A 17,811-nucleotide genomic window follows, 5' to 3' on the forward strand; every position below is an offset into this window, starting at 1 on the left:
TAGGTCAATTTGCATTTTTGCTATTATAATAAGAAGAAAAGATATTTAGGTAAAGGCTACGGCAGTGAAGCAATTCGAATACTGCAGAAGTTTGCCTTCGAGGAATTAAATTTAAGTAAGGAAAGTATTGGGACAGTATATGTATGAGTATTCTAAGAAGTGAATTTGAGCAGGCATAATCAAAGAAGTCGTATTACGTGAAGGAAGGAGCGATAGAAGTAATATGAATTTAATGCAGTTCTATAAAAATTTTAACATGGGTCGAGAAATTGATATTGCTGGGACTTTTATTTATAACGGAATAAAGAACTTTGACGCATTGAAAGGATTTAGCCAAGAATGTGATATTTTTCATGTTTTATATTCATTTGCAGTGGGAATAGAACGTTTACAAAAAGTTTTACTGGTTCTATTAGAAGATTTTCCAGAAATAATTACTGAAGAAGATATAACGAAGTTTGAGAGAAGTCTCATTACCCATAGTCTTCAACAATTGCACGAAAGAATTGCGAACAAAGTTCAATTTTCATTTAATGCGCATCAATATGCTTTGCTGCAACTACTTACTCGTTTTTATGAAATGTGTCGCTATGATAGATTTAATGTTTCACTAAACTTTCATAAAGATAGGGATTTATTCATTGCCTTTCTAGCTGACCGTTTAAAAATGGAGATAAAGGTTGATAGAGCTTATATGGACACACCTAATGATATTCGAATTAAAAAATTCTTGGGTCGAGTTGTTGGCGGTACAGCGAGGGCGTATTATGCAATAATTAAAGATCAAGCCCGTAAACTGGGGCTATATACATATGAGTTGCGATTTGATTCACCGGCCTATAAGTTATTTCAAGGTGATTTAAAGGACAATTCATTTTATGAGTTACTATTTGAAGAGCGAATAGCATTAACAGAATTTCTAATCTATCTACTAAACCACGAAAGCGAAGAGGAAATTAGAGAAGTATTAGGGGACATAGAGCCGCTTCAGTTGGATATAAATGAACTGGAAATTTTCTTTAACGAAATATGTCACGGTAAGGTGCCAGTAGGATTAGTAGATTCAGTAGTTTATTGGTATGATGTAATTGATGATTCTAAAGAACGTTTACAGAAAATCGACCAAATATCTTCTTGCTTTTGAAAACCAGAAATTATTGAGAATATCCAAGAGAGCGCTCTCCACTCGGCGTTCTCTTTTTATATAGATACTCTATTTGAAGCTGGTAACCTGGACGTCAGCACAGCCAGCTTTTTTGCGTGAAAGGAGGCAAAGCGGTTGGCAAAATTAATTACACTCGCCGATCAGAAGGGCGGAGTTGGAAAAAACCACAACGACTGTCAATCTGAGAATAGGTCTGGCTGCTGAAGGTAAGAAAGTACTGCTAGTAGATGCGGACGCTCAAGGTCTTGCAGGTTAGTATATCCAAGGCAAGAGGAGATTTGCCGTCCCCGCATTTTTTGTGACACTGGATAGTCGTTCGCTCGGAGGACGTTCCGTTCAAACAGCCATTCACAAATATGGAGAGGCGGCCGGAATCAAGAATGTCCGAGTGAGTCCGCATCGGCTAAGACATATGTTTGCCAATATGTATATTTTGAATGAAGGTGATCCGTATAGCTTACAGGATATTCTGGGGCATACCTCACAGGACATGGTAATGAAATATGTCAATCTGTGGCGGCCAGAAATGAGATCCAAGCATAATCCTTACCAATGAGTCATTTGTACAAGGAAAGACTATTGGACAGAACATAAGGCGAGAGGTTGATTATTGTCCATGATTGTAGGGACATGTGCCCATTTTTATCATATAATAGTGGTAACATGTCCCTATTTGGAGGAATCCGTAATGCCAAACAATGTGAGGATCGCACTTGCCCAGATATGTTGCCATGCTGCATATACAGACAACACTACAAATTTTTTAATGGAGCCGACTGGAAAAAACATTGGTCTCTCTAAATTGTCAGCAAGTATACCTTCTATTAAGTCTATAAGAACTACTTTCATGGAAGAGTATATTCGATATATACGGACTAAAATATTTGCCGTTATATCTTGTTGTTCAAAAAAGGACGTTGATGTTTTGATTCTCCCTGAGTACTCTGTACCTGCTAATTTAATTCCAGAATTGCTTGAGGCTGCTAAAGAAAATGGAATTATTATTATTGCCGGTAGCCACATGATTGCAGGGAATCTAAAAGAATTTTATATGAGTGCACAATTTGAGGATTTAATAAATTGCGAACAAAATACAATAAAGGATCAATTTATCCGTAGAGCCGTTGCTCCCGTTTTATTTCCAGATGGAAGATACCAACTTGTCTTTAAAAATAAAGCTTCTCAATGGGAAACAAATTTGATTGTTTCGGATGAGGTTAATGATTGGTTTAAAGTCAACCATAAAGACAAGGATTTTTATATTGGAATAAAGATATGCATCGATGCGTTAACGGATTCAGAATTCCCCAGAGAGGCAAATGGGGATAGGTTAATGATTATTCCTTCTTTTAGTCCAAAAACTAATTATTTTGATAATACTGCTAGATTCCTTGCTGCAAATGAAGTTCCTGTATGTTATGTGAATGAGGCATCAACTGGAAAATCAAAGATTTTCGGTTGGGTTCATAGAGAGAGTAGTTCTCCTTATCTTTCTAATGATGGGACTATTGAAATTCCAAATGGTGAAGAAGCAATTCTCATTGCGGATATAGATCTAAGTGGGCAATTTGGCAAAGTATCTACAGTAGTAGCACATGAGCCTATTAAAGTAATTTCAATGATTCCCATTCTTCACTTAGCAGATTCTCGTAATGAGAAGCTGCATGATTTTTTTACTAGTACCAGTATCTCTATTGACGAAATTACAGAATTGGCTTTAGAAAATCCACATTTCTCCAAAGTTCTAACCTATAAAATTAAACATTATCTACACTTAGTTGATCTAGGTATTAACAACAAAAGCGATGATGATTTCTTAAAAGACATACTTTTTATTGAAGAAGTACTGAATTTCTGGGATTTTGAATTCGCAAATTTGGAAACTGTTTATCACCTAGCAATCAATCTAGTTGCTAGTGAAACAATGATTGATGAAGCTACAAAAGTTTTAATTAATGTTCGCGAAGAAATGAAGAGTATAGAAAATAAAACAAGCTTAAGCAAGAAAATAGTACCGAAGCATACAGAAACATCTACAGAATATATACACTCATTTAAAAGACCATATCTTGGAAGAGATGATGCTATTTCATCATTTAGGAAGTTTGTCAATAACGATACAGTGCATATTTGTGGGGTTTTTGGATTGCGAGGACTTGGAAAAACACAATTTTTATCTGATGGAATTAACTCTGTCCTTCCTGCCAATTGGAAAAGAATATTGATACGAAATACTGAGGGGACCGGTTTTAATAGATTTATATTAAGCTTTGCAAAAGAAATTAGATTTACAATTAATGAGGAGGGTATTATTTCGATAAATGACACTGACCTTACAAAAGTTGTATATAAAATGCTTGAAAAATTCGATAAGATGCCGCCTTCTATTATCCTGATTGATGACTGGCATTATTTTTTTATTAAACGTTCTTATCGAGATAGCCGCTTTAGACTTTTTATTGATTGCCTGTACAAATATGGATTTACATCAAATAATAAAATAGTACTTACTTCATTATTCAAATTTGATATTGAAGAATTATATCCAATTGTTTTATACGGACTAAACGAGGATTCATTAGAAGGTATAATTGATTGGAATATACGAACATATAACGGAGATAACAAATCTGTTTTAGTACCGCGTGAAATAATTCGTCAAGTTCATGGAAATCCTCTTGCTGCGCAACTAATGGCTCAACTTATTACTAAGTACCCTATTGAGCAAATTCTTGAAAATACGCAGGTAAAAGAGCGATTTCAGGGACGACTTATACCATTGATTCTTGACCAACTTTCTCTTTCTGAAGATGAAATTAATCTAGCTGAGTATCTTTCATCTTTTAATCTGCCTGTAGATTTTGAAGTGATCGAAATATTTATGGGGGAAAAAACTTATGAACTTATATCAAGTTTAATAGATAATTTTATCTTAGAGCTAAATATAGAATCAAATTCGTACCAAATTCACCCGCTTATAAAGGAATATTTCAATTCAACAATAAAGTTTGAGAGTAGAATTGTTTATCACAAGGTAGCTGCTGAATATTACAAAACTAAAATAGAATTGGATTCAACAAACCCAGTCTATAAGGGAGAACATATTTCTCATTTAGCCTCATCACTTCAGTATGAAGCATTTTCTGAACTCAAACCTATTTATTTCGATGAGCTAAGACCAGTCGCCAAAACTTTATTTAAGGAGAGAAAGATTTGGGATGCACTTAAACTTTATGAGATTTTGGATAAACTATACGAAGAAACTGATATAAAATTTCATATCGCACTATGCTACGCACATGAACACTTGTGGAAAAGTGCAGAAAAGTATATTAATAAAGCTATGTCGTTAGATGATAAAGCATGGTGGGTTTTGCAGGGTTATGCTGATATACTTACAAAAAAACGACAACTTGATCCAGCTGAAAAGTATATAAATCAAGCAATTGAGTTGATGGAAAAGAATAAAGCACCAACTGCTGAATTTGCTGATGCATATCAAATACTTGCCCAAATTTATGAAAAGAGAAAGAACCCTAAGGCTGAATCAATTTATAAAAAGGCTATAAGCCTTGATAAAGAGAGTGCTTTCATAAGATATGCATATGCTAAATTTCTTTATAACTGTGGGGATTGGGAGGGGGCATTAAGTGAACTAGGTATTGCTGAATCATTGGACTCATCGTTAAGACAAATACATGTATTAAAAGCTAAAATTGCTGGTGATCAGGAGTTTGCTGATGATGAGGACATTGATCAAGAAATGTAAGTAAATAAATACTAGGTCAAAGAATAAGTGAATTATTTATACATTGATTTGATGTTTACCAAAACCAAACACTGATTATTAACATTATGTGGAATAGAGTTTATTGGCTGTGTTTTCGCTATGGGCATAAATTTCCAGGTAATCGCATGTATCTTCCCAACGGATAATGCCCTGTTAAAAATGCGTATCTTACCACAATGGATGTCCACGCGGAAAAGGATTGGCGGCATTTAATACTGGGTTCAAATGCTCATAAAGCTCTCAATCTTTGGTTAGTATCTCCTCCTCCTTTTGGGGGAGATACTTATAAATGAGTTTAAACAAAATTTTTGATAGCTTCGATCTTAGGTATACCTTAGGACCTCACTCTTATAAAAACTTTAATTACTGTTACTATTCATATTTTCAACTGCACTAAACTTCTTGTGCTGCGAGAATATAGTATAGATTAAACCGTATTCTTGTGGACACTTTTCTTTTATCGCTGGACAACATCGTACATGTATAGCGAAAAATGCAGGGATAACTAATATTCCGGTGGAAATTGCAAAGTTTACAAAGGAGGAGAATTATTTGTCAACAATAGATGAACTATCCAAAAGAGCGAAACCTAGCTTATTCCATTATGTTGATGTCTATATTCGTGAACGATTAGGATTTACAAAAAGCTCGTACAATGAAAGAGATATTGAAGAAATTTTTAATGATATTGTATGGCGTTACAACAATATTGATCTCAACAAAAATTCTGAACATATAAAAGAGATTAGAGATAGAATAAACACCTCAGAACAGTTTAAAAAGGAGATTAAAAAATATATAATTTCATGGATTGAGGATAGGCCAACTAAAGAGCGGCACGATTATTATAAGTCATTGTGCTTGCAGTACGGATTGCAAGTCAAAGAGATGATTAGAAGTGAACATTTAGAAGGCCGAATAGCTAAGATTTTAAAATCAGGAGGTAAGAGCCAGAATTATAGGTAGTAGTCAAATAATTAGAAGAAAATGAGATCCTTATTATTCAGGCGGCACTTGATTTAGCAAAAGCTAAGTTGAAAGAAATCTATAAAGAAGAATATTTAGAAAATCAAATTGATTCAATAAAAGAAAAATTATCTCTTCAATTAAAAGATTTAGAACATTATCGCTAAAGCAGATGAAATGCTGATTTTGGATTATTATTTTTCTGTAGTTACGTTACAGGTTCATCTATCGATGGTGAACAGTTGAATCTCGTTGAGGTCACAAGCGGAAAAGTCGCTCATAAAAAACGAATGTTGCATAAATCATAAAATGATCGCATGGTTTGGAAGCCAGCGATCATTTTTATGTCCTGGTATTTATTACGTAGCCTTTTGTTTCAAAGCCGCGAGCTGAAGCTTTGTCTGGATTCAGAACGCAGCACCGGTGCTCTGCATCCGCTGGATTCATGCTAATTTCAGAGTTCAAAGCCCTTAAGCTGCAAAAAGGAGTTAGGGGACACTACGTCTAATATATCATTATGGAAGTGTGAAAGCGCTATCTAAGCAAACAAGATAGAATTAACGCGAGGTTTAACTGTTTTTTTCCTAACGGAGGAACCAATATGACGACTAAGAAACACCGTCCGTTCAACAAGAAACTATTCAAATTCAGCACCAAACTGATCATTTCCTTATCGGCGGCAAATCTATTGATTTCTTGTGTGACCGCGCTGATTACGTACCGGATTCATCTGTCGCTTTTTAATGAGGAAGTTAGCCGGCAATATTATATGACGACGGAGCAGGTGCTGGCTCGGCTGGATTCGAGGGTGAATGATATGTACAGAATTACTGACTATATCACCCTAAATCCGTCGGTTAGTCTGGCGATTTCGGCGCAAAATGAACGGTCGGATTCGTATGAACGGATGAAAATCGAGAAGATGCTGGATGAGCAAATCTATCAGGTGCGGCTGGATGCGCCGGAGATGATTGGTATTCGGATTTATGATTTGAAAGGGAATATCATTAATCTTGGCTCTTTTGCCGGCTCGTTTTATAGTCTTAAGCCCGAATATCTCGGGCAAATGATTCGTAAGCTGGAAGGGACTGGCGGGGAATATGTTTGGAGCCAGCGGGCCAGGAGGACTACCGGGAACAGGGAAATTCCAATTGGGTGTTGGCGGGGCGGTTCATGCGGTCGATGGATCTGGATACCTATGGCATGATGCTGTTTGTTCAATACGTCCTTGTTTGAATCGCATTTGAAAGATCTGCGCACCGAAACCCAAGTGGAAGTGTTTTGTATGATCAAGAGGGGAAACCTTTGTATTCGTTGAATGGATCTAACGGACAGATCCCGGATTTGTCCACGATGCCAGGCATCGGTAATTCGGTTCGTAAAGAGAACGGGGTTTCCTATATGTACACCAGGCAGAAGTCAGAAAAGGTCGGTTTTACTCTGGTTAGTAAGGTGTCTTTAGCCCAAATCCAAAGCAAAAGCCACGTGATTCTCAAGGTGGCGGTCGTTTCGGCGCTGGCCAGTCTAATTTGTTTGGCGATCATTATTACTGGGATTAGCCGCATGTTGCTGCGTCCGCTGGGAAACCTGGTGCGCGGCATGAAGCGTGTGCGGGAAGGCCAGTTTGATACGCGTGTGCAGATTCGGACCCAGGATGAATTGGGGTATCTCGGGGACAGCTTTAATAATATGACCGCCCATATCGAGAAGCTCATCTATGAAGTGTATGAACGTAAAATTAGTGAAAAAGAAGCCGAGTTGAAAGCGATCCAGGCTCAGTTAAATCCTCATTTCTTGTATAATACGCTGGGGATGTTTTTCTGGAAGTTTTAACAAGTACAAAGCCGGCAGCTTGGTCCATACCAGTAGGCGCAACATTCGTTTATTAAAAGTTCCAAGAGTCGGAAGTATGCGGGGCAAAATGAATACCTGCCTCCTACAGTTTCTTTGTATTCCAAGCTTCCCGGGTTTATCCGCTACCTTTGGCACCTTCCTTGAATCCCCCACCATCTCGAATCATAATAGACCTAAGGATAGACAAGAGAAGTGAAAAAAATGAACAAGCTCCTGCTGTTGGAGGATGACTTGAGCCTGATTGACGGGCTTTAGTTCGTGTTGAAGAAGCAAGGGGGTGAATTTGATATTGCCCGGACGTGAGAGAGGCGGAGGCGAAGATGGCATCGAATGGCATCAAGCTGCTTCTGCTGAGAAGCTGTTTCGATGGTGCGTAAAAATGAAAAGCGTGGTGTAGAAATTTTATGAACATACCTATATTAACCACAAAGCTGCATATTCCTCCAGCGCGAACGAAAGTGGTTCAACGCTCACATTTGTTCAAACGCTTGTCTGAGGGGCAGCAAGGAAAACTAACGCTAATCTCCGCTTCTGCAGGCTATGGTAAAACCACGTTGGTCAGCGAGTGGCTGGCTGACTGCAGACGTCGGGCCGCATGGTTATCGCTGGATGAAGGTGACAATGATCCTGTGCGGTTTCTCCTTCATCTTATCGCTGCAATAAAGAACATCGTTGATGTTAACGACCAAGGTGTATGGAGAGCGTTACAATCTCCGCAACCGTTGCCGATCCAATACATCCTTACTACTTTAGTCAATGAAATATCATCCGGTTCAGATCCATTTATTCTCGTGCTTGATGACTATCACGTCATTGAATCTCAAACTGTGCATGATGCCCTGTCTTTTCTGATCGATCATCAACCCTTACAGATGCATTTGATCATCATGACGCGCGAAGAGCCGCAGCTGCCGATCGCCAAATTGCGGGCAAGAAACCAATTGACCGAACTGCGTGGAAACGACCTGTGTTTCACCCGGCAAGAAGCGGCGTTATTTTTCAACCAAATCATGGGGCTTAATCTATCATCTGCAGAGGCGTTTTCTCTGGAGGCACGCACAGAAGGGTGGATTGTCGGGCTGCAATTAGCTGCTATCTCTATGCAGGGCTGTTCGAATACGGCCCAATTCATCTCGTCCTTTACCGGCAGCCACCGTTTTGTGTTGGACTATTTAATGGAGGAAGTCCTAATGCAGCAGTCCGAAAAGGTTCAGACCTTTTTGCTTCATACCTCCATTCTTGATCGATTTTGCGACTCCCTCTGTGATGCCGTTTTACCGAAGGGTATGGGAGGAGATGAAATCTTGGCGTATCTTGAGCGTTCCAACCTGTTCATCATCCCGTTGGATAGCGAGCGTCATTGGTACCGTTACCATCATCTTTTTGCCGATTTGTTGCGACAGCGTTTGTATCATGCCAACAAGGACAAGGCCGAGGAGGTCGCCGTTCTACATACCAGGGCAAGCCATTGGTTTGAAGAGAATGACCTTGAGATCGAAGCCTTTCAGCACGCTGCGGCGGCTCAAGATGTGGATCGGGCCGCAACATTAATCGAAGGAAGGGGAATGCCTCTACATTTTCGCGGCGCCGCTCAACCTGTACTGAACTGGTTAAAGCGCCAGGACGAGTCCACGCTTAACGAACGGCCGTCGCTCTGGGTGATTTATGCCTCCGCCTTATTGATGATCGGCCAATTGGACGGAATCGAACAAAAACTATCCGCTGCCGAAGCGGCCATGAAACCTATCGATCCCGATGAGGTAGATCATGATCTAATCGGGCATATAGCATCGATCCGGGCCACGCTTGGAGTCATTCGGAACGAGACGGATATCATTATTGCCCAATCACTCCTCGCGCTGGATCATCTGCATCCGAATAATCTGCCTGTGCGCGCAGCGACTACCTGGACGTTAGGCGTTGCCTACCAGCTGCAGGGCGATCGCGCAGCCGCCAGACGAGCTTATACCGAAGCATTATCGATAAGCAAGCGAATGGGACACCTGATTATTACGCTTATGGCAACTTTAGGTACAGGCCAGATCCAGGAGCTCGACAATCAGTTGAACCTGGCCGTGCGAACCTATAAACAAGTGATTGAACTAGCTGGCGAACCGCCACTGCCGGCCGCTTGTGACGCATATTTAGGCATGGCTCGAATCTTCTATGAATGGAACGAATTGGAGGCAGCCGAACAGCATATAGGGCAGAGTATCCTGTTAGCCAAGCAGATCGAGAATACGGATAGGTTATCCGATAGTGAATTATTTGCGGCAAAATTGAAACTCGCCAGACAAGATATTTCAGCATCGGAAGCTATGTTAACTAAAGCTCGTCATGAAGTGCAAGAACGATCCTTTACTCACCTTTTGGGCGAAGTTCAACACTTGGAACTTCTTATTTCTCTTCATCACGGCAACTTTCCGGAAGCCGTAAAGCATTTGGAAACTGGTGAATGGCCTGTTCTGCAGTCAAGAATCCATATGATCCAAGGGAACGCAAGCGCTGCTCTGGTCATACTGGCTACTTTGTATGACCAAGCGAAAGCGAAGCAATGGAAGAACGAACAGCTTAAGCTTCTTGTACTCCAAGCATTGGCGTTTCAGGTCCAAGGCAATATGGAGAGGGCGCTTGAAAGCTTAAATGATGCTTTGACACTGGCGGAGAATGAGGGCTTCGTTCGTCTTTTTGTTGACGAAGGTAAGCCCATGCTTGATTTGTTAACGGAAGCGGCTACCCGTCGGATCCAGCCGGATTATACCGGTTTTTTACTGTCCAACATGCATAATGAACAGAAACTCAATGATTTCGCTGTTCACAGTCCCCCCATCCGCTTCGAACGTTTAATCGATGCCTTAAGCGAGCGTGAACTGGAAGTTTTGCAACTGATCGCCCAAGGCCTCTCTAATCAAGAAATAGGTGATCGGCTTTTCCTGGCCTTAAGTACAGTGAAGGGGTATAATCGCAACATTTTTGACAAATTGCAGGTTAAACGGCGAACCGAAGCGATCGCACGTGCCAGAGAGCTCGGACTGATATAACTTACTCCGGTCTTAAGCAATGCCTAAAGGCAAGGCTTGGGCCTTTTTTAGTTCGAAGCATACTTTAGTATCTACTCAGTCATGCCTTGCAGCCAATATACTATTCGTAAAACACTCTGGCTGATCATCAGGTAAAAGAGGGGGGGGGAGTCATGCAAACCAACAGAAAAACGGCAGTCTATCTTGGGCTGCTGCTCATCTTCAGTTTTGTTTTTGGAATATTTAGCTCTGTTCCAGCATTAGAACGTTCGGATTACCTTGTAAAGTTGTCGGAGATCGAAATGCAAGTTTTGGTTGCAACCTTTTTTCAAGCGGCAATGGCTGTAGTGTATGTCACGATAACCGTATTGTTATATCCAATCATTAAAAAATACAACAAAAGTCTGGCAGTGGGATATTTCGGTTTCAGGGTGATTGGCTCCGGCTTTCTCTTTGCCGGCATAGGCTCACTGCTTCTTTTATTAGGTTTGAGTCAGAGTTCGGCAGCTGCCGTCCAAGCTGACTCATCGTATTTTGAAGTTATCGCTGAATTGCTCAGACAAGGCAGAGATATTCTGAATCATATAGGTATGATATTGCCCTGGAGTATTGGCGGTTTGATCCTCTATTATGGCCTATATAAAATTAGACTTATCCCAAGGTGGTTCTCAATAGGGGGGATGATTGGTTCTACCTTGACTCTTCTGGCTACATTACTGTTGATGTTGAACATCATCAAATTAGCGAGCCCAGTCTACTTTATCCTAAATGCGCCAATAGCTATTTGCGAGATGTTTCTCGCGATACTTCTGATATTCAAAGGGTTCAATCAAATTAAAGTGTGAGAACCACCTCTAAAATAAATCTAATGAAAACGGAGATGGGGTATGAGAGTATTAGTGCTTGGAGCAAGCGGCGCTACCGGCAAACATGTTGTCAGGCAATTTATCAAAAGACAAATCCATACTCGGATTCTCATCCGAAAAAATGCTGTTGTTCCCAAAGACGTACAAGAACATCCATTAGTGGAAATCATAAAGGGGAATATCAACGAATTAAATGACGCTGAAATGAATCAGCTTCTATGTGATTGTGATGTCATTATCTCCTGTCTTGGTCACAATCTTACGCTCAAAGGGATGTTCGGCAAACCTCGTTATTTGGTATTTGATGCAATCAGAAGAATCTGTGAAACCGTCCCGAAAAGGGCCGGCAAAAGGGTGAAACTCATCCTGATGAGTACAACAGGTTACACGAACACGTTATCGGGAGAGACAAATTCACTGGGAGAAAAAATCATCTTATCCTTACTAAAGCTTTTGCTTCCTCCTCATCGAGATAATGTTAAGGCAGCCAATTATTTGATTGCCAAAATGGGTAAAGAAGACGGAAATGTCGGATGGGTTGCCGTACGTCCGGATACCTTAGTCAATCATGATGAAGAAAGTTCATATGAAGTTTGTGAATCTCCGGTAAGAAGCCCCATATTCAATGCGGGTAAAACAAGCAGAATAAATGTAAGTTATTTTATGGCTGAACTAGCGATAGATGAAAATATGTGGAAATGTTGGGAATTCAAAACTCCGGTGATTTATAATAAATAGAGAGGCGGCGCATGAAGATCGAGGAAGGATTGAGTTGGGACGATGCGCATTTTGACCAATCCGGATTTTAAGCCTCTCAAGTTCGTGAATCCAAGAATGTTATCGGAAATCAGCGCAAAACCAACGGAATCATTAAAATACAGATTAACAGATAACCTGTAAGATGATCTATATGAAATGTGTTATGATAAAAATAGATGGATATCAACAAAAAGGATGGGTGATCGATAATGAAGTGGGCGGAAGTAAGAGACTTATGCCCGGATCAATTCGTATTGGTTAAGATTCTTCATTATCACGAAGAAGATAATAAAAAAATAATAGACGAAGTAGCACCTATTCGGCCGATACCTGATGAAGATGCGAATAAAGAATTTTTCCGAGCAGGACCAGGAAATTTAGTTTATCATACATCAAATGAAAAATGTTTGATTCATATACGTAGAGATCCAATGATAAGAGTGAGACAATTATAATGAAAATATTTTATAATGGTCAATTGTTAACCACATCACTCATGGTTACATTTCGAGGTAAAACGATTCGAATAGAAGATGTAATAATTGATACCGGCTCCTCACATACCAATATCAGCCCGGATGTATTAGAAAACATTGGAGTAACATACGAAAATGGCGATCCTATCTATGAAGCGTATGGGATAAGGAAATTAGAATGCGAGGAATCTTTGTAAGTAATTCAATGAAGGCGTTGACATCCGATAACAAGGCTTTTACGCTGCGGGACGTATGCCCCTTGGTTGTCAGAAGCGAATCATAAAAGAATATTCAGACAACACACGCCCCAGCCTAAGGTAAGAGCTATCTAAGGCTGGGGCGTGTCGTATCTGGTTTCGTGAGGGGCTGGTACATTTAATCAGCAGCAATCAGCTCGGTTGGGAAGTGGTCGGCGAGGCCTCCGACGGGGAGGAAGCGATGGACGCGGTGGAGTTGTATGAGCCGAATTTGATCATCACGATATAAATATGCCGTTGATGGACGGCCTGGCTTTGACCGAGTGGTTATCCCGGAATCATCCGGAGATCAAGGTGATTATTTTGACCGGTTATCGCGATTTTAAATATGCGCAGCGGGCTTTGCGGTATGGGGCGGTAGAGTTTTTGTTGAAATCGTTTTCTCTGGACGAAGCTTACCGGGTATTGCGCAAGGCGTACGATCAGTTTCGTTTGCAGAGTTTGGCGGTAAGGGTCAAAGAGCAAGAGCGGCAGACGGAATTATTTCGTGCAGCGTTATTTGGCTTGCCTTGTGATCGGTCCTGGCGGGAGGAGTGGGAGCAAAGGTGGTCGACAGCTGCGTTTTGCCTGTTGCAAGTCCATACCTATGGTTTGCCTGAAAAAAATTACACGGCCAAAGATATCGGCTTGCTCCACTATGCCGCCACGAATATTTTGGAGGAGTTGTTGCAGCGGCATCAGACACGGGGGCTTTATTTTCCGCTGCGCAAGGAAACATTTGCTTTTTTGCTGGAGCCGGGTTCTAAAGGAGAGGCGTTCCGCAGAGATGCACTGCTGGCGTTACAAAGTTTTATCGGCATCCAGACAAGTTGGATCGAGCTGGGGACCATCTGCCAGTTTGATGATTTGGCGGGGTTATACGAACAGGTGAATCACGGACCAAATGATGGAGCGGTAACAGACAGCGGGCCTGCCGGTGATTCCCGTAGGCTGAAGGAGGAACTGCTGGCCATGCTGGTCACCAGCGATTTTTCCGGATTGGAGCAGCGGTTGGCGGAATATTTAGAGGAAGCCTCAGCACTTGAGCTGCAGCCTTGCAAAACGAAGGTCTACACGTTGGTTAGCGTTTTTTCGGGCATTTTGCTGTCCGATTTCAAACATTTACAAGCGGCGGCCGCCGCCAGTGATGCCCTGAATCCCGGGCACATTCTTGAAATTCAGAGCGTTCCGGAGTTGTTGGACTGGGCCAAAGACAAATGCTGCGAATTTGTAAACCTGTTTGTTCGCTGGCTGGACGAGCAGCGGGACAACGTGGTGATCAAGGCCAAGCAATATCTCGAGGGGAATTATCAACAAACCTGCTCCTTGCAGACGGTTGCCGCTTATGTACATGTGACGCCCAATTATTTTAGCAATTTGTTTAAAAAAGAAACCGGCATCAGCTTTACGCATTATGTCAGCCAGCTGCGAATTGAAAAAGCGAAAGCATTACTAAAGCGTACCCGTTTGAGGATGACCGAAATTGCCGAACAAGTAGGGTTCGATAATTCCAGTTATTTTACGGTCGTGTTCAAACAGATCACCGGGCAATCGCCGCGAGCGTTTCGTAAGCAATACATAGAAGAAAATAAGTGATACGTTGTTAATGATGTTTCTGCCGGTCATTTTGTTTTACCTCATTTTTCGCTACGCACCCATTGGCGGGCTGGTGATCGCCTTTAAGGACTACAATTTTTACGATGGCATTATGAATAGCCCTTGGGTAGGTCTGCATTATTTCGAAATTCTGTTTCAAGATTCGCGGACATTGGAGATTATACGCAACACTTTGCTGCTTAGTTTACTGAACATTGTGGTTGGTTTTCCGGTTCCGATCCCTTTGGCGATTATGCTTAATGAAGTGCGAATCCTGGCTTTCAAGAAAACGATCCAAACGATTGTCTACATGCCCCATTTTTTGTCCTGGGTAATTATCGGCATGATGGTGACCACGATTTTTGCGCTGGAAAACGGGATGATCAACCGGCTTGTGACCGCGTTTACCGGCGGCGAGCCCTATCCGTTTATGAATGAAAAAGCTTCCTGGGTCGCCATTTTTGTGGGATCAGGCATCTGGAAGGATATGGGGTTCAACGCCATTTTCTATCAGGCGGCCTTAACCACCATCAATCCCAGCTTGTATGAAGCGGCCGGCATGGATGGGGCGAGCAAACTGGTACTTCGCATTCTGTGGTTAAATCAAAACTGCCTGGTTCAAAACTTTAGGGATTTAAAATCCACAGTTCCACAAAACGATTAGGGATATTTTTCGGACCTTATTCCAGTTCAAAGTCCTCATCTCCTATTTAAGCTCATATGCCAATTCTATAATTGTCAGGAAAAACAGCCTAATTGAGATTTTCATGGATATTTTTGAACTGTAATAAGTTATATTGTTAAAAATGAAGACTATATCTAGTATACTCTTAATATGGGATATATTATCTTTCCTGTTAAACATTTATTTGGCGGATTTTTTTTGCCATTTGGTCGATTCAAACGATTAGGAGTTGAACAAAGTGCCTCTCATATTCTTGGCTCTTGTAGAAGATGAAAACGATAAAGAGTACATAACGGGTTTATATCTAAAGTACTACCCTCTAATGAAAAAGAGAGCTTATAGCATTACTGGCGATTTTGGCATAGTGGATGATCTCATTCAAGATGCTTTTTTGAAATTGATTCCCAAAATTCCTCTTTTAAGATCATTAGACTGTTACAAAAGGATATCGTATATCGTTTATACGTTAAAACATGTTTGTTTGGATTATATCCGAAAAAAAGTACGCCGTTCGCAACGTTCTTTTTCAGGTTTAACGGATGATATAGCCGATCACGTTCCCGATCTGCAGGCTGCAACAGAAGAGAATCCTGCATGAAGAGGAAATGAAGACTTTAGAGCAAACGCTGTTCCAACTGTCTGAGAAGGATCGGAATTTATTATATTTCAAATACATCATGGAACTGAGCGATAAAGAAATTTCGGAAATTATGGATATTCCTGCTCAGCATGTCCGAATGTATATTGCGCGAGCCAGACAGAGGGCGTTTCGAAAACTGTCTCAAGGAGCCGAAAAACGTGCCTAAGATGAATAACCCAATGGATTCCAAATTGCTTGAAGAAGAATATGAGAAAATAAAAATTAAATTGCTCATGGGTCGTTTTGCCGAATTGGAAGGTAAAATACTTCTGGAAGAAAATAAGGAATTGAGCAACAATCCAATTTACCTCCCCTCGGAAAAAACAAAACTAACCTTTATCATGCGATTAAATCGTCATTTCGCCTTTTATTATTTGAAGCAGACTATACGCTTTTTTGCAACCAGTTATAAGAAAGTAGCTGTCTTATTAGCTGTCTTCCTATTCGCTGTTGCCTTGAACGTTGAGGCGGTAAGAGTCAAAGTTTTGAATATGTTCATTCAAGTGCAAGAGGAATACACGGAAATTCGATTAGGACAAGGCACTCAACACTTAAAAGACAGTCATCTTCAAATTAACTGGGAAAATGCCTATGTACCAACGGAAGTTCCGGAAGGTTATCGTATCGAAGAAGTGAAGAACCTTCAGAACATAAAATCTATCGAATATGTGAATGATTCCGATGGTTATATCTTGTTTCAGCAGAACAACGAAAACAGCGGTATGAACGTGGATACGGAAGAAGCTGATGAATTAAGCCATACAACGATTCAAGGACATGACGGGCTAATTGTCCGGAAGAAAAATGTAGTTACATTAGTATGGCAAAATGAAGGTCGATTATTTCTAATCTTGGGCGATTCGCCCCAATTAAGGAAGGAAGAACTTGTTAAAATGGCAGAGAGTGTTACGTTGGTCAAATGAATTTTTCACCATATGTGTTACATAATAGGGAATTAGGAGTTTAATATAGTTGAAAGAATAGAACCGAATGGAGGATGCATGTTGAAGAAAAAAACAATTGTAATGTTGTCGGCGGTTTTGTTGGTTTTTGTAGCAGTTCCTATTACCCAGGCTCGTGGCGATGATGTATCAATTCAGGAGGATGCTGTAATTCCTTTCTATCAATACATCTCTGTCCTGAGTTCCTCTCTATCTATTGAAAAAACAGGAAAAGCTGTTTCGAGTGGTAATGTGTATTACCCGGACTCTTATGATTCGACCCTATCCATTGAACTCCAACGCAAAAATGGAAGCAAGTGGTCGGTAGTTAAATCGTGGAGTGAGTCTTTTACGGGGAAGGGATCACACAGCCTGGAAGAGGAGTACTATGTGACATCAGGCAACACGTATAGAGTTGTTACCACAGCCAAGATTAAGGACGGAAATAAAATTCTGGAGACGGCTACCAGAACGTCGTCTGAGGTCACATACTGAAAGGGATTACATTCCTCCAGCTGGATTGTAAATAGGTATTTTAACCTATTACAAGCAAAGGAAATACCCACAACTCATATCATGGAAATTGAACCTTATATTAAAGAAATAAATACCACACACGAATCTATGGCCATCGAAAACGAGAACACAGAGAACACCGGAGATCCTCACAAACTTCGAAAAGGAGCATTATGTAACTTCGGGTCACACGTATCGAGTTGTAGTCACTGCTTCTGTTAAGGATGGTACAAAGTTTTTGAAAGATACTTCTGCGCAAGGTTACATACTAAGTTAAAAGTTTTCTCTTTGTGTTACATTC

The 17,811-nt window shown here is 40.7% G+C and carries 16 protein-coding genes and 1 pseudogene; all 17 read left to right on the forward strand.

Annotated elements, in window-relative coordinates:
• Positions 1–223: 223 nt before the first annotated feature.
• The 17 genes and pseudogenes from ACLD72_RS22220 (at position 224) to ACLD72_RS22300 (ending at position 17,489) form a co-directional block, all read left to right on the forward strand.
• Entirely contained in the window at positions 224–1,144 is a 921-nt protein-coding gene (locus ACLD72_RS22220) for a hypothetical protein (RefSeq protein WP_411002465.1), read from the forward strand.
• Positions 1,145–1,279: 135 nt separating this feature from the next.
• Positions 1,280–1,415 (forward strand): annotated as a pseudogene (locus ACLD72_RS22225) (ParA family protein); the annotation flags it as partial.
• A gap of 48 nt (positions 1,416–1,463) precedes the next feature.
• A complete protein-coding gene (locus ACLD72_RS22230) occupies positions 1,464–1,721 on the forward strand; it encodes a tyrosine-type recombinase/integrase (protein WP_411002466.1) in 258 nt (85 codons plus the stop codon).
• A gap of 132 nt (positions 1,722–1,853) precedes the next feature.
• A complete protein-coding gene (locus tag ACLD72_RS22235) occupies positions 1,854–4,934 on the forward strand; it encodes a tetratricopeptide repeat protein (protein WP_411002467.1) in 3,081 nt (1,026 codons plus the stop codon).
• 573 nt (positions 4,935–5,507) lie between these two features.
• Positions 5,508–5,921 (forward strand): hypothetical protein, encoded by a 414-nt coding sequence (locus ACLD72_RS22240; protein ID WP_411002468.1) that lies wholly within the window; start codon positions 5,508–5,510, stop codon positions 5,919–5,921.
• 601 nt (positions 5,922–6,522) lie between these two features.
• Positions 6,523–7,128, forward strand: a complete 606-nt coding sequence (locus ACLD72_RS22245; protein WP_411002469.1) for a hypothetical protein — start codon at positions 6,523–6,525, stop codon at positions 7,126–7,128.
• A 98-nt stretch (positions 7,129–7,226) separates the two neighbouring features.
• Positions 7,227–7,754 (forward strand): sensor histidine kinase, encoded by a 528-nt coding sequence (locus ACLD72_RS22250; protein ID WP_411002470.1) that lies wholly within the window; start codon positions 7,227–7,229, stop codon positions 7,752–7,754.
• Positions 7,755–8,251: 497 nt separating this feature from the next.
• Positions 8,252–10,816 (forward strand): LuxR C-terminal-related transcriptional regulator, encoded by a 2,565-nt coding sequence (locus tag ACLD72_RS22255; protein WP_458476161.1) that lies wholly within the window; start codon positions 8,252–8,254, stop codon positions 10,814–10,816.
• A 152-nt stretch (positions 10,817–10,968) separates the two neighbouring features.
• Positions 10,969–11,640, forward strand: coding sequence for a DUF4386 domain-containing protein (locus tag ACLD72_RS22260; protein ID WP_411002472.1), 672 nt, complete (start codon positions 10,969–10,971; stop codon positions 11,638–11,640).
• Between the two features lie 42 nt (positions 11,641–11,682).
• Complete coding sequence (locus ACLD72_RS22265) at positions 11,683–12,399, forward strand: NAD(P)H-binding protein (protein WP_411002473.1); 717 nt, start codon at positions 11,683–11,685, stop codon at positions 12,397–12,399.
• A 230-nt stretch (positions 12,400–12,629) separates the two neighbouring features.
• Positions 12,630–12,875 (forward strand): hypothetical protein, encoded by a 246-nt coding sequence (locus ACLD72_RS22270; protein ID WP_411002474.1) that lies wholly within the window; start codon positions 12,630–12,632, stop codon positions 12,873–12,875.
• A gap of 509 nt (positions 12,876–13,384) precedes the next feature.
• A complete protein-coding gene (locus tag ACLD72_RS22275; protein WP_411002475.1) occupies positions 13,385–14,728 on the forward strand; it encodes a helix-turn-helix domain-containing protein in 1,344 nt (447 codons plus the stop codon).
• Between the two features lie 4 nt (positions 14,729–14,732).
• The gene (locus tag ACLD72_RS22280) at positions 14,733–15,392 is read left to right on the forward strand and encodes a hypothetical protein (RefSeq protein WP_411002476.1); all 660 of its coding nucleotides are present in this window, start codon (positions 14,733–14,735) and stop codon (positions 15,390–15,392) included.
• A gap of 274 nt (positions 15,393–15,666) precedes the next feature.
• Positions 15,667–16,011 carry an RNA polymerase sigma factor gene (locus ACLD72_RS22285; RefSeq protein ID WP_458476162.1) on the forward strand — a complete coding sequence of 115 codons (345 nt, stop codon included), beginning with the start codon at positions 15,667–15,669 and terminating at the stop codon, positions 16,009–16,011.
• 7 nt (positions 16,012–16,018) lie between these two features.
• A complete protein-coding gene (locus ACLD72_RS22290; protein ID WP_411002478.1) occupies positions 16,019–16,219 on the forward strand; it encodes an RNA polymerase sigma factor in 201 nt (66 codons plus the stop codon).
• Position 16,220: 1 nt separating this feature from the next.
• The gene (locus ACLD72_RS22295) at positions 16,221–16,976 is read left to right on the forward strand and encodes a DUF4367 domain-containing protein (RefSeq protein ID WP_411002516.1); all 756 of its coding nucleotides are present in this window, start codon (positions 16,221–16,223) and stop codon (positions 16,974–16,976) included.
• Positions 16,977–17,057: 81 nt separating this feature from the next.
• Positions 17,058–17,489: a hypothetical protein gene (locus ACLD72_RS22300; protein ID WP_458476163.1), complete on the forward strand. Its 432-nt coding sequence runs from the start codon at positions 17,058–17,060 to the stop codon at positions 17,487–17,489.
• Positions 17,490–17,811: the final 322 nt, after the last annotated feature.

The organism is Paenibacillus lacisediminis (genome assembly GCF_046567315.2).

What these genes read in the sequence shown, in the direction of transcription:
- ACLD72_RS22275 (WP_411002475.1), top strand. Translation starts at nt 13,385, where the DNA reads ATGCCGTTGATGGACGGCCTGGCTTTGACCGAGTGGTTATCCCGGAAT.
- ACLD72_RS22220 (WP_411002465.1), top strand. Translation starts at nt 224, where the DNA reads ATGAATTTAATGCAGTTCTATAAAAATTTTAACATGGGTCGAGAAATT.
- ACLD72_RS22245 (WP_411002469.1), top strand. Translation starts at nt 6,523, where the DNA reads ATGACGACTAAGAAACACCGTCCGTTCAACAAGAAACTATTCAAATTC.
- ACLD72_RS22265 (WP_411002473.1), top strand. Translation starts at nt 11,683, where the DNA reads ATGAGAGTATTAGTGCTTGGAGCAAGCGGCGCTACCGGCAAACATGTT.
- ACLD72_RS22295 (WP_411002516.1), top strand. Translation starts at nt 16,221, where the DNA reads ATGAATAACCCAATGGATTCCAAATTGCTTGAAGAAGAATATGAGAAA.
- ACLD72_RS22290 (WP_411002478.1), top strand. Translation starts at nt 16,019, where the DNA reads ATGAAGACTTTAGAGCAAACGCTGTTCCAACTGTCTGAGAAGGATCGG.
- ACLD72_RS22235 (WP_411002467.1), top strand. Translation starts at nt 1,854, where the DNA reads ATGCCAAACAATGTGAGGATCGCACTTGCCCAGATATGTTGCCATGCT.
- ACLD72_RS22260 (WP_411002472.1), top strand. Translation starts at nt 10,969, where the DNA reads ATGCAAACCAACAGAAAAACGGCAGTCTATCTTGGGCTGCTGCTCATC.
- ACLD72_RS22270 (WP_411002474.1), top strand. Translation starts at nt 12,630, where the DNA reads ATGAAGTGGGCGGAAGTAAGAGACTTATGCCCGGATCAATTCGTATTG.